Here is an 18,031-nt window from a genome sequence, read left to right on the forward strand (position 1 = left end):
CTTATAAGCACGCTTCGTAGATCTTTATGATGTCCTCCGCGTTCAGCCTGCGGGAGCTGGGCAAGTATCCTACGCCTCGTCCACCGATGGTTACAGCCTCGTCAGCCATCCGCTTCAAGGCATCTCGTGTCACCCCGAAATCAGACAGACGCTCGGTAATTCCCATGCGCTCATACCAATGCTGGACAGCGTCAATCGTGGCCTCAGCTGCTGCCAGCTCATCCTCTGCAGTGACGCCGAAGCAGTGACGTCCCATGCGTGCCAGACGCTCTGGCCGGTCCGCGAGAATCACCTGCTTAAAATAAGGAAGAGATAGGATCGCAAGTCCTCGACCGTGTGCCATGTCGTAGATGCCACTCAGTGGATGCTCCACGCCGTGCAAGGGCATGCCCGCATTTCGACCGGCATTGGCAAACGGGCTGATCCCGAGCGTGCTTACCCAGAGCAGGGTGGAACGAGCCTCTTCATTGTCAGGCTGCTCGATGGCGGTGAGGGAATGCTCGACTACAAGTCTGATCAGTGTCTCTGATAATCCGTCCTGCACATGGGTGCCCGCTGCGCTGATCAAATAGCTTTCAAACAGATGCGAGAAAATGTCCGCGCACGCTTCTGCTGTGACGCGAGCAGGAACGGTGTACGTAATAGAGGGATCCAATATGGCAATCCTCGGATAGAGAGCAGGACCGTTAATGGACGATTTCTCATGAGTATCCCAATGTGTCAGAACACTGATGTTATTGGCTTCCGAGCCTGTAGCTGCTACAGTCGGGACAGTCAGGAGGGGCAAAGCGTCCTGGACGGGGACGAGCTCTTTCCCCGTGCCGCTTGGGTTGCCGCGCATATAGTCGTAGATCGGACGTCCAGAGCGGGCTGCAGCAGCAATCGCCTTGGATGCGTCCATGACAGAGCCGCCACCGACTGCGAGAATGAAGTCGCATCCGTTTTGTCGAGCGAGGGCTGCTCCGGCATCGACAGTAGCCGTCCGTGGGTTTGGTTCGATCTTGTCAAACAGGATGCTGTCTACATCCGCTTCCTGCAATAGCGCATGTACCCGGTCCAATAGCCCTGTGCGCTTTGCAGCATTGCCGCCGGTGACGAGCAACGCCTTTTTGCCCAAACTCTTTGCAGCCTCGCCCAAACGCTTCAACTCACCAAGGCCAAAGTAAATGTGGGTAGGAAACGATACCTCAAAGGGAAACATCTGAATACCTTCCTTCTTTCCGTATAGGTTGCACCAAAAATAGTTTATCACATGCTTAGAAAAGGAGCCCATTTTTAGGGCTCCTTTTGGCATTCATGCGGCGTTGGGCATCAAGCGATCTTGAATGTTTCACTGATATCGCGCAGGCGTTCGGAGAGCAGCAGCAAATGCTTTGCCAGCTGTCGCGATTTATCAATGGAGGCAGCCTGATCGCGGGAAGCGGCTCCCATTTCTTCTGTACTGCTCGAAGTCTCCTGGGAGATAGCCACAAAGGTAATAAGGGTATGATCTACTTCCTGCAGGCCAGAGGATATGCCGTCCAGTCGCGTGTTGGCTGCTTGAAGCTCTCCAGAAGTCTGGCCCACAGCAGTGCGCAGCTAGGTAAAGGTCGCTTCTGCTTCTGACAGCTTTTTCAGGCTTTGCTGGAGCTGTTTCCGCGCTTGGCTCGTTCCTCTGTGACCTGGAGTGTTTCTTTTTGGACGCCCTCCATCATTTTAGTGATTTCGATTGTCGCCTGTTCGGATTCGGTAGCGAGCTTGGTGACCTCGTCGGCTACAACCGCGAATCCACGGCCAGAGGCGCCTGCTCGGGCTGCCTCGATCGCGGCATTCATGGCGAGAAGCTTGGTCTGCTTCGCGATCGATTGGATCAGCATTACCGCTCTGCCGATGGAGTTGGATTGGTCGCGCAGGCCCGTCATTCGCTGGTCCAAACCGGTATAAGTAGTGGCAAAGCGAGTTATCAAGGCGTTCAGATCGTCGATGTGCTGATACCCGGTCTGAGTCACTTGCTCCATTTGACTCCCTGCATGCAGCATAGCTCCGATTTGGCTGAACAGCTCGTCCATGTCATTTTTCATATGGTGATAGGCGGAAGTAGCTGCAACCGTTGAGGCCGCCGTGGCGAATCTCTGGGCTTTCCTTATCCAAATTGGTGCGCTGGGTGAGCTCGCCGAGGCTTACTTGCTGCATGCCTTTTATCATGCTTTGAAAAGGGGCGGTAATCCCCTTGGTAATGAACCAGGATAAAAGGGCGGATACCAGCAGGCTGATCGCCACGGTAGACAAGATCAGCCGAGTGGTTTGATGCAAGGGACCCAGATACTCATCCTGGAGAACATCGATGACGTAGATGAAATTTTCATCCGGGGAATGAGTAAAAGCAAGCGTATGTACGGTGCCGTTTACGTTGACATGCATGACGCCAAATCGTTCCGTCTCCATTTGGCGAGCCACATCCTGAGGAATATCGATTGGCCCACTGGTTACGTTATCAATGGGATGAATTTCCCCTGCTTTTACGAGGTATTGCTGACGTTTAGTCCCTCATATAGAAGGTGAAACCGATCACAGAAGAAGAGATGAGCAAAATCCCGAGCAATGGAACGATCATCTTGGTGCGTAATCGAGTATGGCGATGTAGACGATAAAATGGTGCGATCAAAGCTGCAATGATTGCGTTGACTTTCACAGATGTTCCTCCTAGTCAAAATGACCTACTCATCCATCTATTGTAAGGAGAAAATGTAAAGCTGGTATGGAGGGTTTGTAAACGAATATTTACATAGGGTGTTCACATGAATTACTAGCAATTTCCGAACTATTGTCGAACGTAGTTCACGCATTTTTCGTTGATAAATGCGTATGATTGTGTTTTAATGTAGTTGAATCGTTCGTGAATTAACAGTAACTCAACCTTTTTAGCTGGGAAGGTGGCTCCTACAGTGGAAAAACAGGAACAACTCTACGAAGGTAAGGCGAAACGTATTTATCGGACATCGACGCCTGATCAATACTGGGTGGAGTATAAAGACGACGCAACAGCATTTAACGGAGAAAAAAGAGCGCAAATCACGGGCAAAGGCGAGCTCAACAACCGGATTACGGCAATCTTTTTTACGATGCTAAAAGAGCGTGGGATCGACAACCATTTTGTTCGTCTGTTGTCAGCCACTGAGCAAGTCGTTCGCAAAGTGGAAATCATCCCTTTGGAAGTAGTCGTCCGCAATATCGCAGCAGGTTCTCTGGCGAAGCGGCTGGGTATGGAGGAAGGAACCCCTCTTCCGCAGCCTGTTGTCGAGTTTTACTACAAAGACGACGCATTGGGAGATCCGCTGGTGAATGCCTCTCACATCAAAGTGTTGGGGATCGCGAGCGAAAGCGATCAAGCGACTCTGGAGAAAATGGGTCTCGCAGTTAATGAAGTGCTGCGTCCATACTTGCGGGAGCGCAATATTACACTTGTCGATTTTAAATTGGAATTTGGGAAAACAGCGGACAGAGAGATTCTCCTCGCCGATGAAATATCGCCGGATACATGCCGGTTCTGGGACTCCGAAACAAACGAAAAGCTGGATAAAGACCGCTTCCGTCGTGATTTGGGCAACGTAGAAGAAGCTTATCAGGAAATGCTGAAGAGACTGGGAGGAGACGTACATGTTTAAAGCAATCGTATACGTAACTTTGCGCGAGAGCGTTTTGGACCCGCAAGGCCACGCAGTGAAAGGTGCCCTGCATTCCCTTGGTTTTGATGAAGTGAACAACGTACGCATCGGTAAGTACATGGAGCTTGAGCTGGGTACGAACGATCGTGCACAAGCAGAAGAGCGCGTTCGTGAAATGGCTGAAAAGCTTCTGGCCAATACGGTGGTTGAAGACTATCGCTTTGAGATCGTGGAGGGCTAACGTCATGCGAGTAGCGGTTATCGTCTTTCCCGGCTCCAATGCCGACATCGATTTGTACAACGCGGTTGAAGACGTCATGGGAGTGCCGGTAGATTACGTATGGCACTCGGATACAGATCTTTCTCCATATGACGCGATCCTGTTGCCAGGCGGCTTCTCCTATGGAGATTACCTGCGCTGTGGCGCCGTCGCCCGCTTTTCGCCGGTCATGGAACAAGTAGTGAAAGCAGCAGAGGAAGGCAAGCTGGTTATGGGGATCTGCAACGGTTTCCAGATCCTGACCGAAGTCGGACTGTTGCCAGGAGCTCTTCTGCGCAACCGTTCCCTCAAGTTCCGCTGCAAGCTGTCTGCGCTGCGCGTGGAAAACAACGATACCCCGTTTACCCGCGACTATGCGGTTGGGGAAGAAATTCATATTCCGATCGCTCATGGCGAAGGAAACTACTACTGTGATGAAGAGACACTGGCAAAGCTCAAAGCCAATGGCCAGATCGTCTTCCGCTATCACGGTGAAAACCCGAATGGCTCTCTTGAAGATATCGCGGGCATTTGCAACGAGCGTGGCAACGTGCTCGGTATGATGCCTCACCCAGAGCGTGCTGTCCACACTTGGATGACTTCCGATGACGGACGCCGTATGTTTACCTCGATCCTGAAGACGTGGAGGGAAAAAAGCAGTGTCACAACTCACGCATAAAGAACCGACAGCCGAACAAATTGCCGATCAGAAGCTCTACCGCGAGATTGGTCTGACGGATGAAGAATACCAACGCGTTGTAGACATCATCGGCCGCAAGCCGAACTGGACAGAGACTGGTCTTTACAGCGTTATGTGGTCGGAGCACTGCTCTTACAAAAACTCCAAGCCTGTCTTGCGCCGTTTCCCTACCAAGGGTCCACGCGTTCTGCAAGGTCCAGGGGAAGGTGCCGGTATCGTAGACATCGGCGACAAGCAAGCGGTTGTATTCAAAATCGAAAGCCATAACCACCCATCTGCAATCGAGCCTTACCAAGGTGCAGCGACAGGGGTGGGCGGTATTATCCGTGACGTGTTCTCCATGGGTGCTCGTCCGATTGCGGTATTGAACTCGCTTCGTTTCGGGGAACTGAAAACTCCTCGCGTGAAATATTTGTTTGAACACGTGGTTGCTGGTATCGCTGGCTACGGCAACTGCATCGGGATCCCGACAGTAGGCGGCGAAGTGAACTTCGACCCGACCTATGAAGGCAACCCGCTGGTAAACGCGATGTGCGTCGGCCTCATCGACCATGACAAGATTCAAAAGGGTGTGGCTTCCGGTATTGGCAACCCCGTCATTTACGTAGGCTCCAGCACGGGACGCGACGGTATTCACGGAGCGACCTTTGCTTCCGAAGAGCTCACCGAAGAATCGGAGAAAAAGCGTCCAGCTGTACAAGTGGGCGACCCGTTCATGGAAAAGCTGTTGCTCGAAGCATGCCTGGAGCTGATCGACACTGGGATCGTCGTAGGGATTCAGGACATGGGTGCAGCGGGTCTTACCAGCTCCAGCTCCGAGATGGCCTCCAAAGCGGGCAACGGTATCGAAATGAATCTGGATCTCGTTCCACAGCGTGAAGCAGGCATGTCTGCTTACGAAATGATGCTCTCCGAATCCCAAGAGCGCATGCTCGTTGTCGTAGAAAAAGGCAAGGAAGCAGAAGCGATTTCGATTTTCGATAAATGGGGCTTGGCATCTGCGGTCGTGGGTAAAGTAACGGAAGACAGCCTGCTGCGCCTGCTGCACAGAGGCGAAGTCGTTGCTGAAGTACCTGTAAACAGCCTGGCAGATGAAGCGCCTGTGTACCACCGTCCATCGGCAGTACCTGCTTACTATGAAGCAAATGCGAATGTGGATGCAGTAGCGGCTATCAGCCAGCCTGCTGACCTGAACGAAACGCTGAAAAGCTTGCTCGCTCAGCCTACTGTAGCGAACAAATCGTGGGTGTATGAGCAGTACGATCACATCGTGCGTGCAAACACCGCAGTCAAGCCTGGCTCTGACGCAGCGGTCGTGATGGTTCGCGGCACGCGCAAGGCGCTGGCGATGAGCACGGATTGCAACGGACGCTATGTTTACCTCGATCCAAAAGTAGGCGGCGCGATTGCGGTAGCCGAATCGGCTCGTAACGTCGTTTGCTCCGGAGCAGAGCCACTGGCGATCACAGACTGCCTGAACTTCGGCAGCCCGGAAAAGCCTGAGGTGTTCTGGCAGTTTGAACAAGCGTGCGAAGGGATGAGCGAAGCGTGCGTAGCGTTGGATTCCCCTGTCATCGGCGGGAACGTATCCTTCTACAACGAGCGCAGCGGCGACGCGATCTACCCGACTCCTACTGTCGGTATGGTTGGTTTGATCACGGATGTGGATCACATCACTACGCAAAACTTCAAGCACGAAGGCGACGCGATCATCCTGTTGGGTGAGACATTCGCGGAGCTGGGCGGCTCCGAATATCAAAAGCTGGCGACAGGCGCTATCTCGGGCCGTCCGCCGCAAATCGATCTGGCGAAAGAAGCAGCTGTTCAAAAGGCGACGCTGGCTGCGATCCGTCAAGGCCTCGTCAAGTCTGCTCACGACCTGTCTGAAGGCGGTCTGGGTGTAGCCCTGGCAGAATCCTGCTTCGGAGAGGGCTTCGGTGCGAAGGTGTCTCTGGAATCCGAACTGCGTCCAGACGTTCTCTTGTTTAGTGAGTCGCAATCCCGTATCTTGCTCAGTACATCCGAGGGCAAGGCGCAGGCTCTGCTTGCTTTGGCAGCGCAGCATGGTGTGCCAGCGAAGCAAATCGGAACGACAGGCGGAGATAAACTGGTGATCAACGTGAACGGTACAGAAGCGGTCAACGCTTCGATTCAAGAGGTGAAAGCAGCCTGGAAGGATGCGATTCCATGTTTGATCGGGTAATCTGGGACGAACTGAATGAAGAATGCGGCGTCTTTGGCATCTACAACCACAAGGAAGCTCCCCAGCTGACTTACTTGGGGCTGCATGCTCTGCAGCATCGCGGTCAGGAGAGCGCAGGTATCTGCGCCTCCGACGGCGAGAAGTGGTATAAGCACCGTGGAATGGGCCTCGTATCGGAAGCGTTTGGCAAAGGCGATCTGGAGAAGTTCAAAGGTCACATCGCTATTGGACACACACGCTATACCACAGCAGGCTCCAGCAAAATCGAAAACGCGCAGCCGCTCTTTTTCCGCTACGCACAGGGCAGCATGGCCGTCGCGCACAACGGAAACCTAGTGAATGCGGCTGTACTCCGCAAAGAGCTGGAAGCAAAAGGCTCCATTTTCCAAACAACCAGTGACACAGAAGTCATCGCCCATCTGATTGCACGCTCGGAGCGTCCTGATCTGCCGGGCGCGGTAAAAGATGCCCTGCAGCACATTAAAGGTGCCTATGCGCTGTGTGTCATGAACCAAAATCAGCTGGTGATCGCTCTCGATCCAAACGGGCTGCGCCCGCTGTCTCTTGGTCGATTGGGAGACGCCATCTGTGTCGCTTCTGAAACCTGTGCGTTTGACATCATCGGTGCCGAGTACTGGCGCGATGTTCAACCAGGCGAGCTCATTATCGTGGATGAAAACGGCATTGTAGAAACCTCGCACACTGAAAAGACACAGCGCTCGATGTGCATCTTTGAATACATTTACTTCGCACGTCCCGACAGCGATATCGACGGGATCAACGTGCACATGGCGCGCAAACGCCTCGGCAAGCAGCTTGCCAAAGAAGCTTCCATTGATGCAGATGTCATCATCGGGGTACCCGATTCAAGTACTTCCGCTGCTATCGGGTTTGCGGAAGCGACAGGTATTCCTTATGAGATCGGTTTGATCAAAAATCGCTATGTAGGCCGTACGTTTATTCAACCGAGCCAGGAGCTGCGTGAACGCGCGGTTCATCTGAAGCTGTCTGCTGTACGCAAGGTAGTGGAAGGCAAACGCGTCGTGATGATTGACGATTCCATCGTTCGTGGTACTACGAGCAACCGCATTGTCCGTATGCTGCGTGAAGCGGGTGCAAAAGAAGTCCATGTACGCATCAGCTCTCCGCCTGTCATGAATCCGTGCTTCTACGGCATTGACACCTCGTCTCGTGAAGAGTTGATCGCGGCTACCAAATCCATTGAGGAAATCCGCCTGGCTATCGAGGCAGATTCGCTTTCGTTCCTGTCTGTAGAAGGAATGCTCGAAGCGATCGGCCGCGAAGACTCGGCTCCGAATAGAGGCCATTGTCTTGCTTGCTTTACCGGACAATACCCGACTGAAATCGATTTTGAAGAAGCGTTGCCAGCGCTCAAGTGCTAGGGCAGGCTAGCACCTCGTCCAAGGGGGAGAAACGATGAGTGAAGCATACAAACAAGCAGGCGTAGATATCGACGCGGGGAACGAAGCTGTCGAGCGCATGAAAAAACACGTAAAACGGACATTCCGTCCCGAGGTGCTGACCGATTTGGGCGGCTTCGGTGCGCTGTTCCGCATGGATACAAAGAAATACGAAAAGCCGGTACTCGTATCGGGTACAGACGGTGTCGGCACAAAGCTGAAGCTGGCATTTGCGATGGATAAGCACGATACCATTGGCATTGACGCTGTAGCAATGTGCGTGAACGACGTGGTTGTGCAAGGGGCAGAGCCGCTCTTTTTCCTCGACTACCTGGCTGTCGATAAAGTGATTCCGGAAAAGATCGAAGCGATCGTTAAAGGGATTGCAGATGGCTGCTCCCAGGCAGGCTGTTCCCTGATCGGTGGGGAAACGGCGGAAATGCCGGGCATGTATTCGGAAGGCGAGTATGATATCGCTGGCTTTACCGTAGGTGTTGTAGACGAGAGCAAGATGATCACCGGTTCTACTGTCGCAGCAGGCGATGTGTTGATTGGCCTGGCGTCCAGCGGCGTGCACAGCAACGGTTTTTCTCTCGTGCGCAAGGTGCTTCTGGCGGACAAAGGCATGTCCTTGCACGATCATGTAGATGTGCTTGGGAAAAAGCTGGGCGAAGAGCTGTTGACCCCTACCCGCATTTACGTGAAGCAGGTTCTCTCCGTCCTGGAATCGTTTGAAGTCAAAGCGCTGGCGCATATTACAGGCGGCGGCTTCACCGAAAACATCCCGCGTGTCCTTCCAGAAGGTACGCAAGCTGTGATCGATGTCGGTTCCTGGCCTGTACTGCCGATCTTCTCTCTCGTTCAGGAAGCGGGCGGCATTTCCTATCCGGACATGTACAAAACGTTTAATATGGGGATTGGCATGATGCTGGTTGTCAAACAAGAGGATGCTGTCCCAGTGATCGAGAAACTGCAGGAGCTCGGAGAAAAGCCTTACCTGATCGGAAATATTCAGGCGGGTGAACGCAAGGTCGTATACAACGGGGTGGAATGGTGAAAAAGGTAGCCATTTTCGCCTCGGGCAGCGGCTCGAACTTTGAAGCGATCGTGCAAGCCGTACAAAGCGGACGACTGAAGGGTGTGGAGGTCTCGCTGCTCATCTGCGACAAGCCGGGAGCAAAAGTGTTGGAGCGCGCAGAGCGTCTCGGTATTGAGGCGTTTGTGTTTCTGCCAAAAGCGTATGCGGATAAAACGGCATTTGAGACCGAGATCGTGGCAGAGCTGCAAAAGCGCGGTGTTTCTCTCGTCGTCCTGGCTGGTTACATGCGCTTGGTTGGAGAGACGCTGCTTGCTGCCTATGAAGGCCGCATTATCAACCTGCATCCGTCCCTTTTGCCAGCATTTACGGGCAAGGATGCGGTTGGTCAGGCACTGGCATACGGGGTAAAGATTACGGGGGTAACGGTACATGTGGTGGACGCCGGACTGGATACCGGGCCGATCATCGCACAGATTCCCGTAGCCGTGCAGGAAAACGATACAGCGGAAACATTGGCGGCGCGCATCCATGAGGTCGAGCATGGTCTTTTGGTAGACGTGATCGGCTGGTTGGTAGAAGGACGAGTGAAGCTGGAAGGACGCCATGTCCAGCTGGTGTAATTCAATAGGTAGGAAAGGCGCTTACGTTCTTGGAACAAGCGCTTTTTTCGTTTTCGTGAAACCATGACAAGCGTGGAGATAGCAAACCAAATGGAGTCTCTCGACATATGGTGAATAGAAGAGCAAAGCCGTAATCGAGGAGGGGCCCATTTGAGCGGAGATTTTGTTGCCGATTTGCTGGGCAAGCTAAGCAAGAAGACAGGGCGGGAATGGACACTGGCCGACATTATGAAGCTTGCCGAAAAATTCCCGAAAGGCGGCTCCCAGGACATAGACGCGGTCATGAGTGAGCTGTCCGATATGGGGCTGAATGTTCCGGAAGAAACAAAGGAAAAAGTGAAGGAACGGATGAAAAGCGGAAAATCCCTGACGATGGATGAGCTGGGAAGCCTGATGCGCAAGGACGTCAAAGGGAAGCGGAGCAAAGTCAAAAAACCGAAGCCGGCAGCAGGAAGAGGCAAGCCGCTTTCACTCGCGCAACGTGTGAAAAAGTTGTCGGCCAAGAAAAAGAAAAACCGGTAAATAGGTGCATATGGATAGAAAAAAGCAGTCGCGAGTGCAGAACAAGCACAGGCGGCTGCATTTGTTTTGCCTGACGAAAACCTTGATGAAAACGTACATTTATGTTTTAATAGGAATGGAATGTTCGTGTTTTGTTTGAAAAATACGCAACCAAGCATCGAAGAACAGCCTCGTAGTGGTTTTCTGAGGTAAACTATCCAAAAGTCCAGGAGGTTCTATCCGTGAGTGTGAAAAAAGCGTTGATCAGCGTTTCTGACAAGACAGGATTGATACCGTTTGCTCGTCGTCTGGCTGCTGCCGGAGTAGAGATCATTTCAACCGGAGGTACAGCTTCTCTCTTGAAGGAAGCGGGTGTTCCTGTCATCGGCATTTCCGAAGTAACCGGGTTTCCAGAAATTCTGGACGGCCGCGTCAAAACGCTGCATCCGAATATCCATAGCGGTCTTCTGGCTGTGCGCGATAATGAAGCTCATCAAAAGCAGTTGAAAGAACTTGCGATCGAGACCATTGATCTGGTTGTCGTGAACCTGTATCCATTTAAAGAAACCATTGCCAAGCCAGATGTTACATTTGAAGAGGCAATTGAAAATATTGATATTGGCGGACCGACTATGCTGCGTTCCGCTGCGAAAAACCACGCGTTTGTCAGTGTCGTCGTCGATGCGGCTGATTACGAGACAGTGGCATCCGAGATTGAAGCGAACCAGGACACGACGCTTGAGACTCGCCGCAAACTGGCTGCGAAAGTATTCCGTCACACAGCAGCGTACGATGCCCTCATCTCCCGTTACTTGAGCGAACAGGTGGGCGAGCTCTTGCCAGAGAGCTTCACAGTGACCTATGAGAAGGCACAAGACCTGCGCTACGGCGAAAATCCGCACCAACGTGCAGCCTTTTACCGCGAGCCGCTGGCGGGCACTGCAAGTATCGCATACGCGGAGCAGCTGCATGGCAAAGAGCTTTCTTACAATAATATTAACGACGCAGATGCAGCACTTGCGATCGTCCGTGAGTTCACGGAGCCGGCTGTTGTGGCGATCAAGCATTCCAACCCTTGTGGAGTAGGAATCGGGACAACCATTCGCGAAGCTTATCAGAAAGCATACGAAGCAGATGCCGTATCCATCTTTGGCGGTATCGTCGCAGCCAACCGCACGATTGACCGTGACACGGCACTTGCGATGAAAGAGATCTTCCTGGAAATTATCCTCGCACCAGACTTTACAGAAGAAGCGCTGGCTGTATTGACCGAGAAAAAGAACCTGCGTCTCCTGCGCATCCCTACCTTGAATGAGGCTTCGGTAAAAGCGAATCATTTCCGCGTAGCACCTGTTGCTGGCGGCGCCTTGGTTCAGGATTACGATCTGAAACAGCTGGAGGAATCCGAAGTTCGTGTCGTGACGGATCGCGAGCCAACTGCGGAAGAGATGGAACAGCTGAAATTTGCTTGGAAAGTAGTCAAGCATGTGAAGTCCAACGCCATTTTGCTGGCGAAAGACAACATGACTGTCGGTGTAGGGGCAGGTCAAATGAACCGCGTCGGCTCCGCGAAGATCGCGATCGAGCAGGCCAACGATCTGGCAAAAGGCTCTGTATTGGCTTCTGATGCCTTCTTCCCGATGTCTGATACGGTTGAAGCAGCGGCAGCAGCCGGGATTACAGCGATTATTCAGCCAGGCGGCTCGGTACGTGACCAAGAGTCTATCGACGCTTGCAATCGCTTTGGGATTGCCATGATCTTCACAGGTACTCGTCACTTCAAACACTAATAGAGCGCATGACCTCTAGCACAGGAGGAAATACGATGAATGTTCTGGTAATCGGCAGTGGCGGTCGTGAGCACACGATTGCATGGAAGCTGCTGCAAAGCCCGCAGGTGAAAAAGGTGTATTGCGCGCCGGGAAATGGCGGGACTGCGCAAATCGCTCAAAATGTACCGATTGGTGTCAATGACTTCGCGGCACTGGCCCAGTTTGTCAAAGACGAAGGGATCGACTTGACGGTTGTCGGCCCAGAAGATCCTCTCTTGGGAGGCATCGTAGACTTTTTCGAGGAACGCAACCTGCCGATCTTTGGTCCAAATGGCAGAGCGGCTATGATCGAAGGCAGCAAATCGTTTGCCAAACGCCTGATGATGCGCTACAACATCCCGACCTCGGCGTATGAATCTTTTATTGACTACGAATCGGCAATCGCCTTCGTGCGTGAGCAAGGTGCACCAATCGTCATCAAAGCCGATGGCCTGGCAGCCGGAAAAGGCGTCGTCGTAGCCGAAACGCTGGAAGAGGCAGAGGAAGCCCTTCGCCAGATCATGGAGGAGAGTATTTTCGGGGAAGCAGGCACGCGTGTGGTCGTCGAGGAGTGCATGTTTGGCGAGGAGCTTTCCTTGCTGTCCTTCGTCGACGGAGAAACTGTCAAGCCGATGATCACTTCTCAGGATCACAAGCGAATTTTCAACGATGACCGCGGCCCGAACACAGGGGGCATGGGGACGTACGCTCCGGTTCCGCAAATGTCTGAGGAGCTGGTTGACCAGATCGTGGAGACGATCGTCAAACCGATGGCAAAAGGAATGGCGCAAGACGGAATTCCGTTCAAAGGCATTCTCTACACCGGCTTAATGATTACGGAGCAAGGTCCGAAAGTGGTGGAATTCAACGCGCGCTTTGGAGATCCCGAGACGCAGGTGATACTGCCTTTGCTCGAGACAGACCTGCTGGAGATCGTAGTCGCTACCATCAAGGGTGAGCTGGATACCGTTGATGTGAAGTGGAAAAAAGGCAGCGCTGTATGTGTTGTGATGGCAGCTCCGGGTTATCCGGGGGACTATCCAAAAGGTCAGCTGATTGAAGGCTTGGATCGCACAGGAGAGAACGTTACCGTTTTCCATGCAGGAACGAAGGCTGCCGAAGAGGGCATCGTCACCAGTGGCGGACGCGTGTTGGGTGTGACCGCAACGGGAGAAGATCTGGAGAAAGCGCGCGCAGCCGCCTATGAAACGGTGCAGGCCATCTCGTTTGAGGGAGCGCAGTATCGGACAGACATTGCCGCAAAAGCAATGCGTCATCAAAATAACAGCCGATAACAAAAGCAGCAGCCCAGGCATTTTCGCGCCTGGGCTGCTGTCGTATTCGCTAAATGAGACTATGCTTCGATGTTCTGGCTTACGCTGACAGGGACAGAGGCACGTTTGCGCTGCTTGACAGCAGACAGTCTCGCCAGAAAATAAACGATCAAAAACAACACCATTAAAAGCGCCGACAAACGGTACATCATCGCGTAGCTGGTTTGTGCAGCGATGGTGCCGAGCAGGATGGAGCCGACAGCGATCCCGCAGTCGATGGAGTTTAAAAAGAAGCCATTGGCCATACCGCGTTGCTCCGGCTTCACTTCTTTTACCATCCAGGCTTGGGTAGACGGCTGGATGCATCCATAGCCAGCACCGTACAAGAGAGCGGAGATAATGAGGATCACATCGCTCTTTACATAGGATAGACCGATCAAGCCGAGAATAATGAAGATGGCTCCCGGAGGAAAGACGGCGATATGCCCCTTTTTATCGAAAAGCTTGCCAGAAATGGGGCGAACGAGGACGATTGCGACCGCGTTGCAGAGGAAAAACCAGCTGATGTGCTCGATATTTGCTTCTCTGCCATAAAGGGCGAGAAAGCTAACCAACCCGCCGTATGTGACGGACATGCAAAAATTCAGGAAAGCGGGCAGCAGAATTTTTCTGTCGTAAAACCGTTTCAGTCCCTTTTCCTGCGCATGTGCGCCCAAAGTAGGCTGTCTATAAGCGCGAATAATGGAGACGATCGGGAAAATCAACACGATAGCAGCCACGCCAACGGACAGCATGGACCCAAAACCAAACGCGGACAGAACGCCAAGTCCGATCATCGGACCCAAAGCTTGCGCAAGGCTTTGCGACAGACCGTAGTAGCCCATCCCTTCTCCTAACCGTTTGGAAGGGATCGCATTCGTCACGACCGTTGGGAGAGTAGTACTGCTGATCCCGAATCCGAAACCAAACAGGGCGCGCATGATGAGCAGAAGAGTCATGGAGCTGGTCCAATAATACCCGGCGGTTGTAAGACCGACTATACACAAGCCAACGATCAGAATCCTCTTACTGCTTTTACTCTTCAACCACTCGCCCGTAAATACCCTGGCAACGACTGCCCCTAAAGCGAAAAAGCTGGCAGTTAAACCTGCTGTAAAGTCATTAGCTAAGTAAGTTTCCTTTGCGTAAGTAGGAAAGGTAGGTAATTGCATTTGAATGATCAGAAATAAAAAGAAGTTACTCAGTGTGATCAGGATAAAATCCTTAGACCACAGTTTCTCTCGCTGTTCTCCCACAGATGACACTCCTATTCTCTTGTATGTCTGTTTACGTTCTCGGCAATTCGGATCAAGGTTTGCCTTAGTATCTGCAGCTCCTCTTCGCTCATCCCGTCGACTACCTCCGAAATGGCCTTTGCTTCAGCAGGTGTCGCGAGCTCAATCCATTCCCGTCCTTTGTCAGAGAGCATGAGCAAATAAGCACGCCGATCCGTCTCGCTGAGCTTTTTCTCGATGAAGCCTTTTTTTGCCAAAGCGTCAAGAATTCGTGTAATGGTAGGCTGGTCCTTGGTGGTGCGGATTGCCAGCTCTTTTTGATTGATGCCCTCTTGCTTGCTCAAGCAAAAAAGAACAGAAAACTGCTCCGGGGTCAAATCAAATTCCCGCAGATAGGTGGTGACATGCATGACGATTTTCCGATACGTCTTGCCCATCAGAAAACCAATGGATTCATCCTGCCAGTAGTCGTTCAAGGGTCGATCCTTCTTTCATTAAAAATACTTGCTGTGACAATTATATGCTAAACAAGTAATTTTGCAAAGAAAAAGTACCGCCAAAAATTATTGGCGGTATCTTCCTTTTCTTTTGGAGCTCGCATAGACGAAATAGCCCATCACAGCGATTACCCCGACTATGGCAGCGATGACAAACAGGTTGTGGGAAAGCCATTCGTAAAGCGGAGGTCCGTTCAGCATGCCCTTCTCCTCCTAGGAATAGGTTGGATATCGATGCTCGTCGTGACTGTAGTGTTCGGATTGACTTTTCTCGGTTGTCGATTCTGTAGAGGAGGACGTGTTCGAAGCGGAGGCTGATGTAGCCTTGGATTCCTTGTCCTCTGAGCGAAACGATACGAATTCCCTCGCTGCTTTTTCCATAAGCTCATCCTCAGGGGACAGGTGAGGGCCATTGGAACCATCATGATTTTGTTTCATAGAAGGAGCAGAGCTCGCTTTGCTGTTCTCTGTGCTGCTTGCCTTCGTCTCTACATTCTTTCGGGCGTTCAAGGTACGAGCTACCTGACCCATCACCATTTGAAAGCCTTTGCCTTTCGCTTGGGCGATCATGTCCTGCATTCCCCGCATTCCTTTTTCCGAGCCAGTATTGATGCCCAGAGCGCGGTACATCATGCAATGTCTGGTCACACCCTCAGCCACTTTCATTGCGGAAAAAGCCATGAGAAGCCAAGGGGCATTGTAGGGGCGTCGGCTCATTTTGCCGATGCCGTAAGCCAGTCCCAAAAGTCCTCCGGTAATTCGGATGATGGCATCTGTTGTTCCGAGGTTCTTATGCATCGCAATCTGCCTCCTATGCGAATCCTTTTTTCTAGGGATAGTTTTTGTTGTTCGGAAGGGATACACCCCCGGAAATTGTTGCTAGGAGGCGAGCAGGACTCCTGTCTTTTAGCGGCGAAGGAGTAAGTGATCGTAATGAATGAGCATTCAGTTGGTGGAGAAAAAGACGAGGAGGAGAGAGAAAATGCGTGTAAGACCGATATCTGCAGAGGCCCATTTGCAACTGATCCGCGTCAGCAGAAGGCTTTCGCCGGCCACAATATGGATTCGTGGTGCGCAAGTTTTGAATGTCTATACAAAATCGTGGCAAAACGTCCATGTAGTCACTTCCGGTGATCGAATCGCTTATGTAGGGGAAAAAGAGCCGCTGGTCGATGAGCATACGCAAATTGTGGATGCAAGCGGGCAATACCTGGTGCCGGGATACTTCGAGCCGCACGCCCACCCTTTTCAATGGTACAACCCGTATACGCTCGCTGATTTTGCGCTGCAAAGAGGGACGACTACACTGGTTTCCGATACGCTGATGCTGATGAACCTGCCCTTTAGCCAGGTGTCGTCGATCATGGAATCGCTCTCTGCTCATCCTGTGAAGCAATACTATTGGGCGAGACTAGACCCGCAGACAGGAAAAGAACATCGGAAGTTTACACGGGAAGGCCTGACACGGATGCTGGAGCACCCGCTTGTTGTGCAAGGCGGAGAGTTGACAGACTGGCAAGGGGTTCTGGGGGAGGACGAGAAAATCCTGTTTGGACTCAAGCACGCACGCGACTTGGGCAAACGCATGGAGGGCCATCACCCGGGTGCCTCGGTGGAGACGCTTAATACAGCGGGAGCCGCAGGCATCACGGCTTGTCACGAGGGGATCACGGCACAAGACCTTTTGTCTCGCCTGCAGCTCGGGATGTATGCAACGCTGCGGCACTCCTCGATTCGCCCGGACTTGCCTGATCTAGTCAAAGGCTGGCTCGAGCTGGGACTTCCGTGGTCCTCGCGAATGATGCTGACTTCAGACGGCAGCACGCCTCCGATGCATCGAAACGGATTGATGGACGGAACGATTCGGGTGGCGATCGAAGCGGGCATGCCAGCGGAAGAAGCGTACGTCATGGCAACGCTGAATCCGGCCGTTTACTACGGGCTCGACGCTGAAATAGGCGGCATTGCACCGGGAAGAATCGCCGATATGCTGCTTTTATCGGATAAACATGATCCGACACCTGCCGTCGTCTTTGCCAATGGGGTACGAGCGGCAGAAGGCGGTGAGATTCTCGTGCCGACTGTCGAACAAAGGTGGCAAGACTGCTCGTTCCCGGCATTTGACCCGTTAGAGAAGCGGACTTGCGCAGAGTGGTTCCGGCTGCAACCGATAGAGGGAAAAGCACCTGTGGTTCACATGCTCAATGCTGTCATCACGCGATTGGAAATGGAAGAGCTGCCCACAGACGAGCGTGGAGATGTTTCCATTCAAGACGATCCAGAGCTTGCCTTTCTCGTGCTGATTGACCCTGTCGGGCAAAGGCGGAGCGCTGCGGTGCTGCGGGGGTACGGACGGGATCTAGAGGGGTTGGCGAGCAGCTATACGGCATCAGGAGAATGGATCGTCATCGGGCGCGATCCGAATGCTATGACGGCAGCACTAAAGCGAGTCCGGGAAATGGGCGGGGGGATTGTCCTCATGGATCGAGGAGCAATCGTCTGCGAATGCCCGCTGCCTTTGGCAGGGAAGTTTTCAGACGCCCCTATGCCAGAGGTTATAGATATGGCAGTGGCGTTAACAGAGCTGCTGCAGGAAAAAGGGTATAGGCATTTCGATCCAATCTACTCCCTGTTATTTTTCACCGCGACCCACTTGCCGTACGCGCGTTTGACAGCAGACGGCATAGTCGATGTCAAAAGCAGTCGAATCGTGATTCCATCACTTCCACTCCCTTGAGTGGAAGCTTTTTATTCGTAAGTTAATGCTTTGCCACGTGAAAGCAATGAT

General features: G+C 52.5%; 20 protein-coding genes. 11 read left to right on the plus strand and 9 right to left on the minus strand.

Going from position 1 to position 18,031, the window contains the following annotated elements; genetic code table 11:
- Position 1: 1 nt before the first annotated feature.
- The 5 genes from ACLIN2_RS03415 to ACLIN2_RS03435 all read right to left on the minus strand — a co-directional run bounded on the left by ACLIN2_RS03415 (position 2) and on the right by ACLIN2_RS03435 (position 2,671).
- Positions 2–1,201 carry an iron-containing alcohol dehydrogenase gene (locus ACLIN2_RS03415; protein ID WP_411503217.1) on the minus strand — a complete coding sequence of 400 codons (1,200 nt, stop codon included), beginning with the start codon at positions 1,199–1,201 and terminating at the stop codon, positions 2–4.
- A 110-nt stretch (positions 1,202–1,311) separates the two neighbouring features.
- Positions 1,312–1,566, minus strand: coding sequence for a hypothetical protein (locus tag ACLIN2_RS03420; RefSeq protein ID WP_411503218.1), 255 nt, complete (start codon positions 1,564–1,566; stop codon positions 1,312–1,314).
- A 47-nt stretch (positions 1,567–1,613) separates the two neighbouring features.
- Entirely contained in the window at positions 1,614–2,048 is a 435-nt protein-coding gene (locus ACLIN2_RS03425) for a methyl-accepting chemotaxis protein (protein ID WP_411503219.1), read from the minus strand.
- 1 nt (position 2,049) lies between these two features.
- Positions 2,050–2,424 carry a HAMP domain-containing protein gene (locus tag ACLIN2_RS03430; protein ID WP_411503220.1) on the minus strand — a complete coding sequence of 125 codons (375 nt, stop codon included), beginning with the start codon at positions 2,422–2,424 and terminating at the stop codon, positions 2,050–2,052.
- Between the two features lie 94 nt (positions 2,425–2,518).
- A complete protein-coding gene (locus tag ACLIN2_RS03435) occupies positions 2,519–2,671 on the minus strand; it encodes a hypothetical protein (RefSeq protein WP_246070859.1) in 153 nt (50 codons plus the stop codon).
- Between the two features lie 253 nt (positions 2,672–2,924).
- On the opposite strand from ACLIN2_RS03435, the gene purC reads away from it, so the two are divergent.
- From purC to purD, 10 genes are all read left to right on the plus strand, one after another.
- The gene (gene purC, locus ACLIN2_RS03440) at positions 2,925–3,644 is read left to right on the plus strand and encodes a phosphoribosylaminoimidazolesuccinocarboxamide synthase (RefSeq protein ID WP_411503221.1); all 720 of its coding nucleotides are present in this window, start codon (positions 2,925–2,927) and stop codon (positions 3,642–3,644) included.
- A complete protein-coding gene (gene purS, locus ACLIN2_RS03445; protein ID WP_092267418.1) occupies positions 3,637–3,885 on the plus strand; it encodes a phosphoribosylformylglycinamidine synthase subunit PurS in 249 nt (82 codons plus the stop codon). Before purC ends, purS begins: the two co-directional genes overlap by 8 nt.
- Before the next feature lie 4 nt (positions 3,886–3,889).
- A complete protein-coding gene (gene purQ / locus ACLIN2_RS03450; protein WP_411503222.1) occupies positions 3,890–4,582 on the plus strand; it encodes a phosphoribosylformylglycinamidine synthase subunit PurQ in 693 nt (230 codons plus the stop codon).
- Complete coding sequence (gene purL, locus ACLIN2_RS03455) at positions 4,563–6,806, plus strand: phosphoribosylformylglycinamidine synthase subunit PurL (RefSeq protein WP_411503223.1); 2,244 nt, start codon at positions 4,563–4,565, stop codon at positions 6,804–6,806. The genes purQ and purL overlap by 20 nt, the downstream gene beginning before the upstream one ends.
- Positions 6,791–8,209 carry an amidophosphoribosyltransferase gene (gene purF / locus ACLIN2_RS03460; protein WP_092267415.1) on the plus strand — a complete coding sequence of 473 codons (1,419 nt, stop codon included), beginning with the start codon at positions 6,791–6,793 and terminating at the stop codon, positions 8,207–8,209. The genes purL and purF overlap by 16 nt, the downstream gene beginning before the upstream one ends.
- 34 nt (positions 8,210–8,243) lie before the next feature.
- Entirely contained in the window at positions 8,244–9,284 is a 1,041-nt protein-coding gene (gene purM, locus ACLIN2_RS03465) for a phosphoribosylformylglycinamidine cyclo-ligase (protein WP_400588088.1), read from the plus strand.
- A complete protein-coding gene (gene purN / locus ACLIN2_RS03470) occupies positions 9,278–9,886 on the plus strand; it encodes a phosphoribosylglycinamide formyltransferase (RefSeq protein WP_328210960.1) in 609 nt (202 codons plus the stop codon). The genes purM and purN overlap by 7 nt, the downstream gene beginning before the upstream one ends.
- Positions 9,887–10,036: 150 nt before the next feature.
- Entirely contained in the window at positions 10,037–10,408 is a 372-nt protein-coding gene (locus ACLIN2_RS03475; RefSeq protein WP_328210959.1) for a hypothetical protein, read from the plus strand.
- Positions 10,409–10,629: 221 nt separating this feature from the next.
- Positions 10,630–12,177 carry a bifunctional phosphoribosylaminoimidazolecarboxamide formyltransferase/IMP cyclohydrolase gene (purH, locus tag ACLIN2_RS03480; protein ID WP_327929509.1) on the plus strand — a complete coding sequence of 516 codons (1,548 nt, stop codon included), beginning with the start codon at positions 10,630–10,632 and terminating at the stop codon, positions 12,175–12,177.
- A 35-nt stretch (positions 12,178–12,212) separates the two neighbouring features.
- Positions 12,213–13,493, plus strand: a complete 1,281-nt coding sequence (gene purD / locus ACLIN2_RS03485; RefSeq protein ID WP_411503224.1) for a phosphoribosylamine--glycine ligase — start codon at positions 12,213–12,215, stop codon at positions 13,491–13,493.
- 59 nt (positions 13,494–13,552) lie between these two features.
- Here purD and ACLIN2_RS03490 read toward each other — a convergent pair whose 3' ends face one another.
- The 4 genes from ACLIN2_RS03490 to ACLIN2_RS03505 all read right to left on the minus strand — a co-directional run bounded on the left by ACLIN2_RS03490 (position 13,553) and on the right by ACLIN2_RS03505 (position 16,041).
- Entirely contained in the window at positions 13,553–14,767 is a 1,215-nt protein-coding gene (locus ACLIN2_RS03490) for an MFS transporter (protein WP_400588089.1), read from the minus strand.
- A gap of 11 nt (positions 14,768–14,778) precedes the next feature.
- On the minus strand, positions 14,779–15,222 hold the full coding sequence (locus ACLIN2_RS03495; RefSeq protein WP_400588090.1) for a MarR family winged helix-turn-helix transcriptional regulator: 444 nt from the start codon (positions 15,220–15,222) through the stop codon (positions 14,779–14,781).
- Between the two features lie 87 nt (positions 15,223–15,309).
- The gene (locus tag ACLIN2_RS03500; RefSeq protein WP_258957623.1) at positions 15,310–15,444 is read right to left on the minus strand and encodes an EYxxD motif small membrane protein; all 135 of its coding nucleotides are present in this window, start codon (positions 15,442–15,444) and stop codon (positions 15,310–15,312) included.
- Positions 15,445–15,456: 12 nt separating this feature from the next.
- Positions 15,457–16,041 (minus strand): YgaP family membrane protein, encoded by a 585-nt coding sequence (locus ACLIN2_RS03505; protein ID WP_411503225.1) that lies wholly within the window; start codon positions 16,039–16,041, stop codon positions 15,457–15,459.
- Between the two features lie 184 nt (positions 16,042–16,225).
- On the opposite strand from ACLIN2_RS03505, the gene ACLIN2_RS03510 reads away from it, so the two are divergent.
- Positions 16,226–17,980 (plus strand): adenine deaminase C-terminal domain-containing protein, encoded by a 1,755-nt coding sequence (locus ACLIN2_RS03510; protein WP_411503226.1) that lies wholly within the window; start codon positions 16,226–16,228, stop codon positions 17,978–17,980.
- Positions 17,981–18,031 lie beyond the last annotated feature (51 nt).

This window comes from Brevibacillus centrosporus, from assembly GCF_046622605.1.
Lineage (GTDB): Bacteria > Bacillota > Bacilli > Brevibacillales > Brevibacillaceae > Brevibacillus > Brevibacillus centrosporus.

Coding starts and splice junctions, on each gene's coding strand:
- ACLIN2_RS03415 (WP_411503217.1), bottom strand. CDS start 1,201: ATGTTTCCCTTTGAGGTATCGTTTCCTACCCACATTTACTTTGGCCTT.
- ACLIN2_RS03425 (WP_411503219.1), bottom strand. CDS start 2,048: ATGGACGAGCTGTTCAGCCAAATCGGAGCTATGCTGCATGCAGGGAGT.
- ACLIN2_RS03430 (WP_411503220.1), bottom strand. CDS start 2,424: ATGGAGACGGAACGATTTGGCGTCATGCATGTCAACGTAAACGGCACC.
- purS (WP_092267418.1), top strand. CDS start 3,637: ATGTTTAAAGCAATCGTATACGTAACTTTGCGCGAGAGCGTTTTGGAC.
- purQ (WP_411503222.1), top strand. CDS start 3,890: ATGCGAGTAGCGGTTATCGTCTTTCCCGGCTCCAATGCCGACATCGAT.
- purF (WP_092267415.1), top strand. CDS start 6,791: ATGTTTGATCGGGTAATCTGGGACGAACTGAATGAAGAATGCGGCGTC.
- purM (WP_400588088.1), top strand. CDS start 8,244: ATGAGTGAAGCATACAAACAAGCAGGCGTAGATATCGACGCGGGGAAC.
- purN (WP_328210960.1), top strand. CDS start 9,278: ATGGTGAAAAAGGTAGCCATTTTCGCCTCGGGCAGCGGCTCGAACTTT.
- purD (WP_411503224.1), top strand. CDS start 12,213: ATGAATGTTCTGGTAATCGGCAGTGGCGGTCGTGAGCACACGATTGCA.
- ACLIN2_RS03500 (WP_258957623.1), bottom strand. CDS start 15,444: ATGCTGAACGGACCTCCGCTTTACGAATGGCTTTCCCACAACCTGTTT.
- ACLIN2_RS03505 (WP_411503225.1), bottom strand. CDS start 16,041: ATGCATAAGAACCTCGGAACAACAGATGCCATCATCCGAATTACCGGA.
- ACLIN2_RS03510 (WP_411503226.1), top strand. CDS start 16,226: ATGCGTGTAAGACCGATATCTGCAGAGGCCCATTTGCAACTGATCCGC.